At 66.2% G+C, this 16,115-nt stretch carries 3 protein-coding genes; 1 reads left to right on the forward strand and 2 read right to left on the reverse strand.

Going from position 1 to position 16,115, the window contains the following annotated elements:
• Nucleotides 1-33: 33 nt before the first annotated feature.
• Both A5764_RS02325 and A5764_RS02330 read right to left on the reverse strand, forming a co-directional pair.
• On the reverse strand, nucleotides 34-3,048 hold the full coding sequence (locus tag A5764_RS02325; protein ID WP_067107926.1) for an RND family transporter: 3,015 nt from the start codon (nucleotides 3,046-3,048) through the stop codon (nucleotides 34-36).
• 41 nt (nucleotides 3,049-3,089) lie between these two features.
• Nucleotides 3,090-4,511 carry a condensation domain-containing protein gene (locus tag A5764_RS02330; protein WP_067107929.1) on the reverse strand — a complete coding sequence of 474 codons (1,422 nt, stop codon included), beginning with the start codon at nucleotides 4,509-4,511 and terminating at the stop codon, nucleotides 3,090-3,092.
• Between the two features lie 428 nt (nucleotides 4,512-4,939).
• Here A5764_RS02330 and A5764_RS02335 point away from each other — a divergent pair, with 428 nt between their 5' ends.
• Nucleotides 4,940-16,108, forward strand: coding sequence for a type I polyketide synthase (locus tag A5764_RS02335; protein WP_067107932.1), 11,169 nt, complete (start codon nucleotides 4,940-4,942; stop codon nucleotides 16,106-16,108).
• The last annotated feature ends 7 nt before the right edge of the window (nucleotides 16,109-16,115 follow it).

Raw genomic sequence — 16,115 nt, forward strand, 5'->3', positions numbered from 1 at the left:
CCCGACCGCTCGGCTTCTCTAGTTTCACATACGTCATGTGTGCCCGCTAACCGGGTTGTGGCTCGGGGCGCCGACCCGTGACGGCCACCAGTTGGCCCGCCCAACCAGCGCAGCGATCGCAGGAACCGTGATGGTGCGTACCAAGAAGGTGTCCAGCAAGATTCCCACACCGATCACGAAACCGCCCTGGACCACGGTGCCGATGCTGGAGAACAAGAGACCGGCCATGGAGGCGGCGAAGATCAGGCCCGCCGCGGTGATCACACCGCCGGTCGAACTCAGGGTGCGAATGATGCCGTAACGCATGCTGTTCGGAGACTCGTCACGCATCCGCGAGACGAGCAGCATGTTGTAGTCGGCGCCCACCGCGACCAACACCACGAATGCCAGCGGTGGCACGCTCCAATGCAATTGCTGGCCGAGCAGGAACTGGAAAACCAGTGCGCCGATACCCACCGCCGACAAATACGAAATGACCACGGAAGCAACCAGATACAGCGGCGCGACGATCGCCCGCAGCAGCGCGATCAAAGTCAATAGCACCACGAGGAGGGTTACCGCGATGATGAACCGGATGTCGTGTTGGTAGTAGTCGCGGGTGTCCTTCAGACCGACGGTATATCCCGCCATCGATACCGTGGCATCTGCCAATGCGGTATTCGGTTGGGCCCCCCGAGCGGTCGCGGTGATCGCGCTGACCTGATCCATCGCTTCGGTGCTGAACGGATTGAGCTTCGTTTGAACCAAGTACCGCACCGAGTGTCCGTCCGGCGAGATGAATATCTTGGCGGCCTTCTGGAACTCCTCTAGATGCAGCAGCTGGGGCGGGATGTTGAACCCGGCCATGGCCGGTTCTGCCGCGTCACGTTTCAGCGACAACAGAAACGCCGCCGACTCGCTGAGCCCGGCGCCGAGCTGTTTGACCTGGTCGACGAGTTGGGCCACGGCGTCGGCCAGTTGCCGGCTCCCACCGGCAAATCGATCTGCGCCGTTTTGCAGTTTGTTCAGGTTTGCCTGAAGGCCGCCGGGTTGGTCCATCCCCATGGAATGCAGCACGTTGGTGAGCTTTGTCAGGGCACCACGCAGGCGGTCCGTCGACGCTTTCAGGGCCCGTTTGTCCGGGTAATCCTGCAGTTGGTGGGTCAGGTCATTGATCGCGTCGAGGTCTGCTTGGTCGCGCCCGCCGGCCAGCTGCTCAAATGTTCCGCGGGTGGCGCTGCACGACGGATCGGCATCGCAGACCGGGTTACCCTGTAGCGCTGTCAGCACCGGGCTCATCCAGGCGAACATGTTCTTGGCCGCCGAGAAGTTCCAGCCCATCGCGTTGCTGAGCGAGTTGACGTGGTCGACAAGTTGGGCTGCGAGGTCGACCTCTTTGACCAGCGTGTCGCCGCTGTACTGGTTCTTCGCCGATGAGAAGGCGTTGTCCAGTTCCTGCACGCTGGCAGCGAGCTGAGTGACCTGGCCACGTACGTCGTTGAGGTTGTCGGCCAGCGTGCCGGCGCCGCCGGCCAGCCGGTTGAGGTCATTGGTGTGGTCCTTGATCAGATTGGACCCGCCGGCCAGCAGTGTGCCGATAGCGCCCGCCTGATAGGTGGCTCTGAATTGTTCCGGCACATTGCCGGTCGGACGGGTGATGCCGGCGACTGCGGCGACGTTCGGTAGTTGGCTCACGCGGTCCGCCATCTGTTCCAAATCAGCGAGGGCCTGTGGCGTGCGGAGGTCATGCGGTGACTGGACGAGGATGTATTCCGGAATGGACTGGTTCACGGGGAAGTGGCGATCCAGCGCGGCATACCCGATGGAGCTCGGGGCAGAAGACGGCAGGGCCTTGCGATCGTCGTAGTTGTAGCGGACCAAGGCGGCACAGCTGGCCAGAATGATCAACACCAGCACGCTGGCAACCAGGTGAACCTTCGGCCGTCGCACGATGCGTATGCCCGAACGCCGCCAGAACCGAGCGGTCAGCTCGCGGCGGGGCTTGACGAAACCGCGCCGCCCGGCGAGCACCAAAATTGCGGGCAGCAACGTCATCGCAGCGAGGAATGCCACGCCGATCCCGATCGCCGACGACACCCCGACCGTTTCGAACACTCCCATCCGCGCGAAGCTGATGAGGAGAAAAGTGATTCCGACGGTGCTGGCGGACGCCGTGATCACTTTCCCGATCGAGATCATGGCCCTCTGGACCGACTCGTCGAAATCGGCGCCGGAACGCCGGTAGTCGTGATATCGGCTGATCAGAAAGACCGCGTAGTCCGTTCCGGCGCCGGCCATGATCGCGCTCAGAAAAACGATGGACTGGTTCGACACGCCCGAGCCGGTCACCTGCGAGTAGCCCGCTACCACCGCCTGGGCGATCAACAGGGACAACCCGATCGTGATCAACGGCAGCAGCATCGTGACCGCGCTGCGGTAAACCACCAGCAGGACGATGAGCACCAGAACGGCGATCGCCAGCTCGATCGGAAGCCGATCCAGATCGCCGGCGACAGTCAGATCGGCGACGGTTGCGGCCGGCCCGGTGAGGTTTGCCGTTAGATGCGTTCCGGGCGGGCCCTGTGCTGGACCCTGTTCTAACGCGTGTTTGACGATGTCCCCGACACGGTTGAAAGCGGCGTAAGCCCGGGGAGTGCCCAACTCGCCCGCCAGGCCGACCGGCAGTACCCAGGCTTTGTGGTCCTGGCTGGTCAGGACCGAACGCAGGGGGGGCGTGGTGACGAAATCCTGCACCATCAAGACATCTCGCGTGTCCTGACGCAGCGCGTCCACCACTTTGCGGTAAGCGGCTTCGTCGGCCGGGCCCAGCCCCTTGTCGTTGGTGAGGACCACCAACAGGAGGTCTTCCGAGCCCGATTCGTGAAACGCCTCGGTCATCTTCCGGGCCGTGACGTTCGACGGTGCGTCGCTGGGCAACATGGCGAGCGGATGTTTCTGGGCCATCTCGCCCAGGGATGGGCACGTCAGCGGTAGGGCGACCGCAATCGCAATCCAGAGCCCTATCACCACCCAGGGCCACCGCACCACAAAATCGGCTAGCCGTCGCATATCGACCTCATTCCCGCACCACCAGCCAGCGGACTACTCCGCTACGCAACGCGTCCCCAATGCCCGCTGCCGGCGACCCGCACGCACACCGACTTCATCGCTTCCATATAGCGGGCAACTGATTTCTGGGCGACCGGATTGTCGGGAAACATGATCGCCATCGCCGTGCCCTCGCCGTACCGGAAAACATAGATTGTCAGTTGGTATGAATACCGGCCATCGGAGTAAATTCCGATATTGTTCGCATAACCCAGGTCAGCTGCGGCCAGCACAGCGTTGAGCGGAGCGGCGCCACCATGCAAGAAGTTCGACACCGGAAAGTTTGGCTGGGGCCAGCTCAACCACGGCGCCAATTCCAATACGCGGTAATAGGGCACCTTCGCCAAGTGCAGACCCGCGTCGAAAGACTCCTGCGCCGCCCATGCCGCGTCCCCGAAAGGGGCCGCAGCTATTGGCACGGTGATCGGTACCAAGCCGGTAAACCAGCCCTGCGTCATGAAATTGTCGGTAGTCCTGCGTGTGTCCCTGGGGGTGAGGCCGTAGTACGTGAGGGCGCCGGTGAACTCGTGCTCTACCAGGGCGATGCAGGCGAACAAACCACCGACGAAGCGCGCGCCGACCGCTGTGCAGGCCGATTCGAACCGCTCCGTCTGATCTGCGTCCATCAAGAGTTCGGAGATCATTTCACTCCCACACGGCTCCAACGGATTACCGAGCGGCAGGGGGAATTCGGGAAAGCGGCCATTGTTGTTCTCGGCGAACTCAATCCAAGCGCGCACCTGAGGAGAATCCACGGTTAGCGTTGACGTGTACTGGCGCTCGCGGGCGCAGAAATCCTCAAAGCTGCCGGCATCGGGAAGGGCGAGGGGTTCACCGCCTCCGCTCAATGCCGCATACATTCCATTGGCCTCGAGCATCGTCGTGCCGATCAATGTCGCGTCCCCGTGGACGTGATCCATCGCGGCAAAGAACGTGAAATGACTTTCGTTCTGGACAATTCCGAAGGTGAAGCAGCCCCATTCCAGGGGATTCGGTATGGCGACGACATGAGCGCGTATTTCGTCTGCCGTCATTATGCCGTGATCGATCGGCGCGAATTCGATGACCGAAGGATCGCTGATGGTATGCCTGACGAATTCTCCATCGCCGGCGTGCTCGAACCAACTCCGGAACGTGTCATGCCGGCGCAGGTACGCGTTGACGGCGTGATCCATGGCCGCGACGTCACACTGGCCGGGCACTTCGCAGGTAGCGATGATCTGCCGCGAAAAGCCCAGCTCCGCGGACGTCCGTTCGTGAAAATTACGAAGATGCTGGCCCTGCATGTAGCTGACCGGCACGGAGCTTGCCGGCGCCTGGCGGACCTTTTCGGCTGCGCCTTCGGTCGGGTGCCACGAGATCACCGCGCCCGGGCTCGGCGTCCAGTCACCGAGTGAGCCGATCGTAATTTTCCCGATGCGCAAAACTTTTCTCCTCGATCTGGACGGCTGTCATTAGGCCCCGCCGGCAGCGACACCAAGATAGCGCTCCAGGCTATTACCGGCGCCGACATGCGCGGACAGGCCGACAACAGCTCGGGCGCGGTGGCCGGTGGTCATGGTGCAGCCGGCCGACACGCGACGATACTTGCGCCGTACCACGCGGCGAAGTGCCCGTGCTGGGAATACCTGGGTCGGCGGCGATTCGGCTTCGCGATCCGGCCGGATATGTGTAGATTCCCTAACGACGGTCGCTGGAGGCGGTACGCTGGGGGAGCCCCGCCAGGTCTGGTCCTGGGTGCGCGCAGTGAGTGACCTAAGACGTGGTTCGTAGCGACCACGGTCCGGGCGCCAAAAAAAAGGCCCCGCGGGCACATCGAATCTTCGCCCACCGAAGCAGGGAGGACGATCGCATGGCATCCGTCGACGGTCCGATGGAGCGGACGTTGGGTTCCGCGGGATTCGCGATTGTCGGCTATGCGGCGCGTTTTCCGGGTGCCGCGGACGCGGACGAATTCTGGCAGGTGCTGGCCGAAGGCCGGGACGCGGTTTCGGAGGTGCCCGAGGACCGGTGGGATGCCGACGAATTCTTCGACCCAGATCCCGATGCGCCCGGGAAGGTTGTGACCCGTCGGGCGGGCTTCGTTGACGACGTGACGGGGTTCGACGCGCCGTTTTTCGGTATGTCGGCGCGCGAGGTCCGGTTGATGGACCCGCAGCACCGGCTCCTGCTGGAGACGGCGTGGCGGGCGGTGGAGCATTCGGGCACCGCGCCAACGGCTTTGGCGAACACCAACACCGGCGTGTTCATCGGTTTGGCCACCCATGACTACCTGGGAATGGCATCCGACGAGCTGACCTACCCCGAGATCGAGGCCTACATGGCGATTGGGACCTCGAATGCCGCGGCGGCGGGGCGGATCAGCTACCGGTTGGGTCTGCAGGGACCGGCGGTCGCCGTGGACACGGCGTGCAGCTCGTCGTTGGTGGCGATCCATCAGGCCTGCCAGGCGCTGCGGTTGGGGGAATGTGACCTCGCGCTGGCCGGCGGCGCGAACGTCATGCTCACCCCGGCGACCATGATCACCTTCTCCCACGCGCACATGCTCGCGCCCGACGGCCGCTGCAAGACATTCGATGCGGCCGCGGACGGCTACGTGCGCGGGGAGGGTTGCGGCGTCATCGTCGTGAAGCGGCTCGAGGACGCGATCCGCGACGGCGACCGGATCCGCGCCGTGATCCGGGGCAGCGCGATCAACCAGGACGGCGCATCGGGTGGTCTGACGGTGCCGAATGGCGTTGCCCAGCAACGGGTTATCGCCGAGGCGCTGAAGCGCGCCGGCGTCGCGGCCAGCGATGTCGAATACCTGGAGGCGCATGGGACCGGTACCTCGCTGGGCGATCCGATCGAGGTACAGGCCGCGGGTGCGGTGCTCGGCGCCGGGCGCGAGGCGAGCCGCCCGCTGCTGATCGGCTCGGTGAAAACCAACATCGGGCATCTGGAAGCGGCCGCCGGGATCGCGGGCGTGATCAAGGTCATCCTGTCGCTCGAGCACGAGGTATTGCCTGAACACCTGCACTTTCGCAACCCGTCGCCGCACATCCCGTGGGACCGGCTTCCGGTGCAGGTCGTCCAGGAGCCCACCGCCTGGGAGCGCAACGCTCGACCCCGCATCGCCGGAGTCAGCTCGTTCGGGTTCGCCGGGACCAACGCGCACGTCATCATCGAGGAAGCTCCAGTAGCGCCCGCTGTGGGGCAGGCCGTGCCGGCGCCGATTGCGGTCGACCGGGCGGGCAGTCGACGGTTCAGCGTGCTTCCGCTGTCGGCGCGCACGCCCGCCGCGCTGGTGCAGGTCGCCGATCAGTACCGCAGGTGGTTGAGTGCGCATCCGGAGGCCACGCTCGCGGAACTGTGCTTCACCGCCGGAGTGGGGCGAGCGCATTTCGAGCACCGGGCCGCGCTGGTGGTCAATTCGAGGGAATCCGCGAGTGAGTTACTCGGCGCGGTCGCGGACGACCGCCCGGCACCCGGTCTGGTGCGCGGAGTATCCGACGACACGCCGAAGACTGCATGGCTGTTCACCGGTCAAGGCAGCCAGTACGCGGGCATGGCCCGCGAGCTGTTCGACACCGAGCCGGTGTTCGCCGAGACGCTGAACCGGTGCGCGGCGGTGGTCGACGAAGTCCTCGAAAAGCCGCTGCTGCAGGCCATTTTCGATACGGACAGCCCCGACGCGGAGGAGACGCTGCGGCAGACTTCCTACGCCCAGCCCGCCTTGTTCGCGGTGGAGATGGGCCTGGCTCGCCTGTGGCAGTCCTGGGGCTTCGAACCCGACGTGGTGCTGGGGCACAGCGTCGGCCAGTACGCGGCGGCCTGCGTCGCAGGGGTGCTGAGCCTCGAGGACGGCGCGCTGCTGATGGCCGAGCGCGGCCGCCTTTTCGGCGGTTTGCCCGGGGGCGGCCGGATGGTCGCGGTCTTCACCGACGCCGAGCGCGTCGAGAGCCTCACTGACGAGATCCCCAGCCTGTCGGTCGCCGCCTACAACGGCGCCAACACCGTGCTGTCGGGACCCGCGCAGGATCTGGACCAGGCGGTGGCCCGGTTGGCAGCCGACGGCGTCCGGTGCGACTGGCTGGACACCAGCCACGCGTTCCACTCGGCGCTGCTGGATCCGATCCTCGACGAGTTCGAGTCGTACGCGAACCGGTTCGATTTCAATTCACCCCAACGGATTCTGGTGTGCAACCGCACCGGCACCGCGTTGGGCAGGAGCGTGAAACTCGACGGCGCCTACTGGCGTCGCCACGCGCGCCAGCCGGTGGAATTCGCCAAGAGCGTGCGCACCCTCGCCGACCTCGGCTGCAAAGTGTTGCTGGAAATCGGTCCGCAACCGGTGCTGACCGCCGCGGCCCTGAGGGCATGGCCGGACCCGGCCGCTGCCCCGCGGGCGATCGCGTCACTGCGTCGCAACGTCGCCGACCACCGGCAGATCACCGAAGCACTCGCCGACGCCTACGTGCTCGGCCACCTGCCCGACTTCGGCGCAGTGACCGGACCGGCGCAAAAGCTCGACCTGCCGACTTACCCGTTCCAGCATCGCCAGTACTGGTATCGAGACGATAGGGCCCGTCCCAATCAGGAACAGAACGAGTCCGCGCGTACCCAAGCCGTCCGTCTTCTCGAGGACGGCCGGATCGAGGAACTCGCGGCTCTACTCGATGGTGGGAGCGGCGACCACCAGACCCTGAATGTGCTGACAAAGCTTGCCGCACAACACAACCAGCAGCGCAAAACTAGGTCCATCGCGGATGCGCGCTATGAGATTCGTTGGGAGAGATCCACCGCCACCGTCTCAGAGGGCCAAGCCGAGGGATCTGCCTGGCTCATCATCGGCGACGACGCCGAGGCGGTCCGGCCATTGGTCGACGCGCTGACCGCGCAGGGGCACCAGCATCGGATTCTCGGGTTGCCGGCGTCCGACGCGGACGAGGAACGGCTCGTCGCCGCATTGCGCGCCGCGATGGCCGAGGAACCGCCGCTACGCATCCTGCACGTCGCGGCACTCGACTCCGATACCGCACCGTCGATGCGGTCGCTGCTGCGGATGCAACACCGAATCCTCGGCGGAACGCGGCGACTTTTTCGCGCGGTGGCTGCCGCCGAACTGCGCACCCCCATCTGGCTGATAACCCGAGGCGCGCAACGAGTCACCGACTCCGACACCGTGTCACCGGATCAGAGTTGCCTCTGGGGATTCGGTCGTGCCGCTGCGCTGGAGCATCCGCAGGTATGGGGCGGACTGGCAGACTTGTCAGAAGGCACCGCGGACGAATGGTCGCGGTTGCTCACCCGGGTGGTGGCGGCACCGCGCGACTCGGCCGCGTGGGAAGACCAAGTCGCGGTGCGTGATCAAGCGGTTTACGTTCCGCGCCTGGTTCGACGGAGTGACCCACCGACCGCGACACCGCTGGCACTGCGCGATGACGCAACGTATCTGGTCACCGGAGGGCTGGGTGCGGTCGGATTGGAAATCGCCGGATACCTCGCCGCGCACGGCGCCCGGCATCTGGTGCTGACCGGCCGCCGCTCGCCCAGCGATGCCGCGCAAGCGCGCATCGACGCATTACGCGAACAGCACGGCTGCGAATTGCGGGTTATCGCGGCCGATGTCGCCGATGCGCATGACGTTGCGCGCCTGTTTGCCACGGTGCAGGCCGAACTGCCGCCGGTGGCCGGCATCGTCCACGCCGCGGGGGAGATCGGTACCACCCCGCTGCGCAACCTGGACTTTGCATCTCATCAAGCCGAAGTGGATCGGGTGTTCGCCGGGAAAGTCTGGGGCGCTTGGCATTTGAGCGAAGCAGCCTTGGACGCCTTCGGCCTGCGGCTGGACTTTTTCCTTTGCACCTCCTCGATCGCTTCAGTGTGGGGCGGGTTCGGCCAAACCGCCTACGGCGCGGCCAATGCCTTCCTGGACGGGCTGGCCTGGCGGCTACGTGAGCAGGGCGTCTCAGGGATCAGCGTCAATTTCGGTCCCTGGTCGGCGGGCATGGCCGACGAGGAGTCGCGCGCGCGACTGGCTCAGCGCGGCGTGCGTACGTTGTCGCCCGCCGACGCCCTGGCGGGCATGGCCGATGCCATGGCGGGTGCCTCCGCGCAGGGCCCCGCACAAGGCCTCGCACAAGGAGTTGTGGCTCGAATCGACTGGGCCCGCTTCCTGCCGCTCTACCAGCAAGCGGGGAGGCGGTCATTCCTGGCGGAGCTGGAACGTGAGGTGCCGGAGTCGGTATCGGCACCCTCATCCGGGCCGTCCGGGAAGACTCAATTCGTCGAGCAACTCGCCAACGCTCCGGTGCAGCGGCGCAAGAAACTTCTCACCGATTACCTGCGCGACGCGGTGGCGGAGGTGACGCGGATCGACGCCGCCGAGATCCGCGAGGACGCCGGATTCTTCGATCTCGGCATGGATTCGCTGATGGCCATCGAATTGCGCCGCCGCATCGAGCAAGCGGTGGGCAAGGAGGTGCCGGCGACCCTGGCGATGGACCACCCACGGCTGTCCGACGTGGCGGATTACCTGCTCGGCGACGTGCTCGGGCTCAGCGAACAGGCAGCAGGCAATTCAGCGCCCCAGCCGGCCTCGGCAGTCACGGCGCGCACGGATGAGCCGATCGCGATCGTCGCGGTGGCCTGCCGGTTCCCCGGAGCGCCCGATCCCGACGCTTTCTGGGAGGTGTTGTCCGGCGGCGTCGATGCGATCCGGGAAGTCCCGGAGGACCGATTCGACATCGACGAGTTCTACGACCCGGATCCAGAGGCTCCCGGCAAGATCTACAGCCGTTTCGGTGGATTCCTCGACGGGATCGACGGATTCGATCCGGAATTCTTCGGCATTTCCCCGCGCGAGGCTGTGTGGATCGATCCCCAGCAGCGGCTGATGCTGGAAACCGTCTGGGAGGGCTTGGAACGGGCCGGGTATTCCCCGGGAGCGTTGCGCGGCAGCCGAAGCGGAATCTTCGTGGGGGTGGGTGCCAACGAATACTCGCATCTGCTGTCAGCCGACTCGGTCGAGAAGCTCGAGCCCCACTTCATCACCGGCAATGCGCTCAATGCCATCTCGGGTCGGGTTGCCTTCGCACTCGGGCTGGAAGGACCGGCGGTCGCGGTCGATACCGCATGCAGCTCGTCATTGGTGGCCGTCCATCAGGCGTGCCAGGCATTGCACTCCGGTGACTGCGATTTGGCGTTGGCCGGTGGTGTGAACGTCTTGCTGAGTCCGGTATCCACCATCGCCGCCTCGCGCGCCAGGATGCTTTCGCCCGTCGGGCGATGCAAGACCTTCGACGCCTCCGCCGACGGCTATGTGCGCGGTGAAGGTTGCGGAATTCTGGTCCTCAAGAGGCTGAGCGACGCGGTGCGCGACGGCGACCGGGTTTGCGCGGTCATCCCGGGCAGCGCGGTCAATCAAGACGGCGCGTCCAGTGGTTTGACGGTGCCCAATGGTGGTGCACAGCAACGGCTTATCACCGCGGCGCTGGTTCGCGCCGGCCTCGCCGGCGGCGATGTTGACTACCTTGAGGCGCACGGGACGGGCACCGCCCTGGGTGATCCGATCGAAGTGCAGGCGGCCGGGGCCGTCTACGGTGCCGCCCGTGACGCTGACCGGCCACTGCTGATGGGGTCTGTGAAGACCAACATCGGCCACCTCGAATCGGCTTCAGGGGTCGCGGGTCTGATCAAGGTCATCCTGTCCCTGCAGCACGAAGTGCTGCCGGAGAGCCTGCACTTTGAGACACCGTCGCCGCACATCCCGTGGGACACGCTGCCGGTGCGGGTGGTAGACAAGGCGATTCCGTGGCAGGCCAACGGCAGGCCGCGACGCGCCGGCGTCAGTTCCTTCGGTTTCACCGGCACCAACGCACACGTGCTGATCGAGGAGGCGCCGCCGCAATCGGCGAGGCCCGACGAATATTCGACGGGCGAGATCTCCCCCGACAACACCGTGGCATCCGAACCGGACGCTCAAGAAGAACCGGTCGATGTGCTGCCGCTGTCTGCGCGCTCGGCGGAGGCGCTGACGGCGTTGGCCCAGCGCTACGGGGCCTGGCTCGACGCGCACCCCAAGGTCGACGTCGCCGACGTGTGCTTCACGGCCGGGACCGGGCGTTCGCAGTTCGAACACCGGGCCGCGCTAGTGGTGGATTCTGTTCAGGGCGCCCGCGAGCTACTGGCCGAGTTGGCCGAGAACCGGCTGCGCCCGGGAGTGGTACGCGGCGAGTGCACCGACCCGCCGACGACGGCGTGGTTGTTCACCGGGCAAGGCAGCCAGTACCCGGGGATGGCGCGCGAATTGTTCGACGCTGAACCGGTTTTCGCAGACACGGTGACGCGCTGCGCGGACGCGGTCAACGGCATCGTGGCGCGCCCGTTGCTGGAGGTGCTGTTCGCCACCGACCGCGACACCGGCGGTCAGGCCGGAGAAACACTGCGCCACACGTCGTTTGCGCAGCCCGCGCTTTTCGCTGTCGAGATGGGCCTGGCCCGGCTGTGGCAGTCGTGGGGCATCGAACCCGACGTGGTGCTGGGGCACAGCGTGGGCCAGTACGCGGCGGCGTGCGTGGCTGGGGTTTTCGGCCTCGAGGACGGAGTCCGGCTGATCGCCCAGCGGGGCCGGCTGTTTGGCAGTCTGCCCGACGGCGGCCGGATGGTGGCGGTGTTCGCCGACGCCAAGTACGTCGAAGAGATCGGGAACGAGTTCCCCCGAGTGTCGGTCGCCGCCTACAACGGCCCCAACACGGTGCTGTCGGGTCCCGGCGCGGATCTCGAACAGATCGTCGCCAGGTGTGGCAACGACGGGACCCGGTGCAGCTGGCTGGAAACCAGCCACGCCTTCCACTCAGAGTTGCTGGAGCCGGTGCTCGGTGAGTTCGAGTCCTACGCTGCCCGTTTGCAATTCGCTATGCCGACATTGCCGCTCGTCTGCAACCGCACCGGCGCCGTGCTCACTGCCGAAACCCCGCTAGACGCCCAATATTGGCGGCGGCATTCCCGCCAGCCGGTGCAGTTCGCCGAAAGCGTGCGCACGGTGGCGGCGCTGGGATGCTCGGTGTTGATGGAGATCGGTCCACAACCGGTTCTGACCGGGGCCGCGGTGCAGGTCTGGCCCGAACACCTGGCCGCGCCGCGTGCGATCGTTTCCCTGCGCAAGGGCGTCGGCGACCGGCGCCAGATCGCCGAAGCGCTGGCCGCGGCCTACGTCAGTGGCCATCGGCCCAAGTTCGCTGCAAAGCATCGTCAACCTCGCCGCAGGCTCGAACTTCCCACCTATCCGTTCCAGCACCGTCGCTTCTGGCCGAAGGCTTCCGGCGTCTCGGGCATCGATGGTCAGGGCGCCGCCGTATCCGGAATCCTGGGTAGCGGAAAAGATCTCGCCTCCGGCGACTCCGTCTACACCAGTCGGCTGTCGGTCAAGTCGCAGCCCTGGCTGTCCGATCACGTCATCTATGGCACGGTTGTCGTTCCGGGAGCGACGTATGCGGCGATGGCCTTGGCCGCCGTTGGGACGCCCGGGCGGGTGCAAGACGTCTTCTTCTATGAGCCGATCATCTTGGGCGAGAAGGCTTCTCGCGAGGTGCAGCTGACGTTGCATCCACTGGACGACGGCCCGCAGGACGGCGTGGGCTGGAGCTTCCGGGTGCACAGCCGCCCGTACGGCGTCCGCGATGCCGAGTGGTCGTTGAACGCCGACGGCACCCTCGTCACCGGAGTCAGTGGGATCGAGAACCAGGCCGCAACCGATCCGGCGGACCCCGCAGAGTCCCTCCAGGCCGCAATCGAGCGGATGAATCGCATGCGTCCGCAGGAGCTCTTCGAGACCTTCGCCGACATGGAGCTGGCATGGGGACCCAACTGGTCGGGTTCTCTGAAGTCGCTGTGGCTCGGTGAGGGTGAGGCGATCGGCGATATCACCGTCGGCGAAGAACTCGCCGAACATCTCGGAACCGAGCCGATGCACCCGGTGCTGCTCGACCTGTGCACCGGGGTGGCCTTCCCGGCGTTCCCGGCGCTTCTCGCGGCCGAACAGGGGGTCAACGATCTGTTCCTGCCGTTGCGGTACGGACGGGTAGAGCTGCGGGAGAAGATGCCTCGGCGGTTCTACTGCCGCGCGACGTGGCACACCAGCGGCCTCGACAGCGAAACCCAGGTCTTCGACCTCGACTTCGTGAGCCGAGATGGCCGCCAGCTGGGCAGAATTCGCGAGTTCACGGTCAAACGTGCGCCCCGAGAGGCGTTGTTGCGCGGTCTCGGCGGTGATGCCACCCGGCTGCTGTACACCCTCGGCTGGCACGAGGTGCCGCTCCCGGCATCCAGCGATGAGGGCACCGCAAACGCGATCGGCACCTGGCTGGTCGCCGGATTCGGCGAACTGGCAGCCCAGCTGCCAGGCTGCGTCTCTTTTGACCGGGCTACCGATCCGGAGCCCTTGGGGCAGCTGTTGGCACAGGCTCGAGAGCGCGGAGTTCCGTTCTCCGGCATCGTCTGGCGGGCAACGGGTCCGAGTGCCGAAGAGTCGACCGCTGAAGCCGCCGCGCGGCTGGAGACCGAGATCGCCCACCTGCTCAGCGCCGTGCACACCCTGCAGCGCGATGAGGCGGTCAAACTTCCCAACGGGCTGTGGATCATCACCGAACGGGCCGTGGCAACGGAATCCGGCGAGCAGGTCGACCCGGTCCAGGCGGCGTTGTGGGGGCTCGGACGCACCATCGTCAACGAGGAACCGGCCCTGCGCTGCAGGCTGGTCGATTACGACGGATCCGAGACGGCCGTTCAGTCGCTGGCCGGCCTTCTCGGCGAACCGATCGAGGAACCGGAACTGGCGCTGCGCCAAGGCAAGTTCTTGGCGTCCCGGTTGTTGCAATGGTCGCGCAGCGGGCACCTCGCGGTGCCGCGGGCAACCGATTACGTCCTGGCGCCCACCGAACGCGGCGCGATCGACAACCTGCGTCTGACCGAGGCGGAAGTGCCGTCGCCGGACGAGGGCTACGTGCAGGTCCGGGTGGAGGCTGCCGGCTTGAACTTCCGGGACGTGCTCAATGTGCTGGGCCTCTACCCGGGCGATCCGGGCCCGATCGGCGGTGACTTCTCCGGCGTCGTCACCCAGTTGGGTTCCGGCGTCACCGGGCTCGAGGTCGGCCAACGCGTGTATGGCTTCATGCAGGGCGCGTTCGCCAGCCGGTTCAACGTGCCGGCCCAGTTGCTGGCGCCGATTCCCGACGGGGTCAGCGCGGTTGCGGCGGCGACCATTCCCGCCGCGGCGCTGACGGCCCGGCTCGCGTTCGACTGGGCGCAGCTGAAGCCGGGTGACCGGGTGCTCATTCACGCCGCGAGCGGTGGTGTGGGATTGGCCGCCATCCAGATGGCGCAGCAGCACGGTGCGATCGTCTTCGCCACGGCCAGCACTTACAAGCGCGCGACGCTGCGCAGGCTCGGTGTGCAATACGTATACGACTCGCGTACCACGGATTTCGCCGACCAGATCCTCGCGGACACCGACGGCGCCGGCGTCGACGTGGTGCTCAACAGCCTGACCAACGAGGGGTTTGTCGAAGCGACCGTGCGGGCCACCGCGCAGAACGGCCGTTTCGCCGAGATCGCCAAGCGCGACATCTGGACGCGCGAGCAGATGGCAGCGGCCCGTCCCGATATCGCCTACGAGATCGTCGCACTGGACGCGACCACCTTCCAAGAGCCCGAGCGTATCCGTGGCCTGCTGGGCGAGGTGTCGGACGGGTTGGCCACGGGCGAGTGGACGCCACTCCCCGCCGAGATCTACCCGCTGACGGAGGCGAAAACGGCGTTTCGTCGGATGCAGCAAGCGCGGCATATCGGAAAGATTGTGCTGCAAATGCCGAAACCGCTGCAGCCCCATGGTGATCGGAGCTACCTGATCACCGGTGGGCTCGGCGCGATCGGCCTGCACGCGGCGGCCTATCTGGCCCAACTCGGTGCCGGTGACATCGTGTTGACCAGCAGGCGCGCGCCCGATGCGGATGCACAGCGGGTAATCGAGGACATCACCGAGCGCTACCGGTGCCGCATCCACACCTTCGCGGCCGATGTCGGCGACGAGTCCGAGGTCACAGCACTGCTGGAGCGGATCCGCGCGGAGTTGCCACCGCTGGCCGGAGTGGCGCATTTGGCGGGCGTGCTCGACGACGCGCTGCTGTCGCAGCAGAGCGTGGAGCGTTTCCGGACGACGTTGGCGCCCAAGGCGTTCGGTGCCTACCACTTGGACCGGTTGACGCAGGACGACAATCTCGACTTCTTCATCGTGTCCTCCTCGGTGTCCAGCTTGCTCGGCTCCCCCGGCCAGGCCAACTACTCGACTGCCAACGCGCTGCTCGACGGGCTGGTCGCGGAACGGAAGGCGCGAGGCTTGCCGGCGACGGGCGTCAACTTTGGTCCCTGGGCCAAGGGCGGCATGGCCTCGTCGGAAGCCGCGCGCGCCAATATCGGTGCGCAAGGCCTGGTTCCGCTGGAACCTTCGGCCGCCCTCGGCGCGCTCGCCCAGGTTGTCGCCAACGGAACCGGGCAGGCGACCGTCATCAAGGCCAACTGGCAGCGGGCCGCGAAGGTGCTGGGCGGTTCTCGTCCGCCGATTCTCGACCTCGTCTTGCCGAGCGCCGTCACGGATGCGCCCGGCGACAGCGAGTTGCTGCGGCAACTGCAGGAGATACCGGTGGCGCAGCGCGCCAGTTTCATTACCGAATTCCTGCAGCGCGAAGTGCAGGGTTTCCTGCGGCTCGCGCAGCCGCCCGCCGCAACCAGCCGGTTCCTGGACCTGGGAACGGATTCGCTGATGGCGGTCGAACTCCGCAACCGGTTACACAGCCAGTTCGGTGGGGCGTTCACGATCAACGCGACCGCGGTATTCGACTACCCGACGATCGGCGGGCTGGCCGAGTATCTGGCAAATCAGCTGCCCGAATCCGAGGCAGCGCCGGCCTCACAGCCGGACGGAGCGGAATCGGTCGCAGCGCCGGGGCCGAGTTCGGAACCGGTTGCGCCAGAGCCGAGTTGATGCCCGG

It is taken from the genome of Mycobacterium sp. 852002-51057_SCH5723018 (assembly GCF_001667035.1).
Taxonomy (GTDB): Bacteria; Actinomycetota; Actinomycetes; order Mycobacteriales; family Mycobacteriaceae; genus Mycobacterium.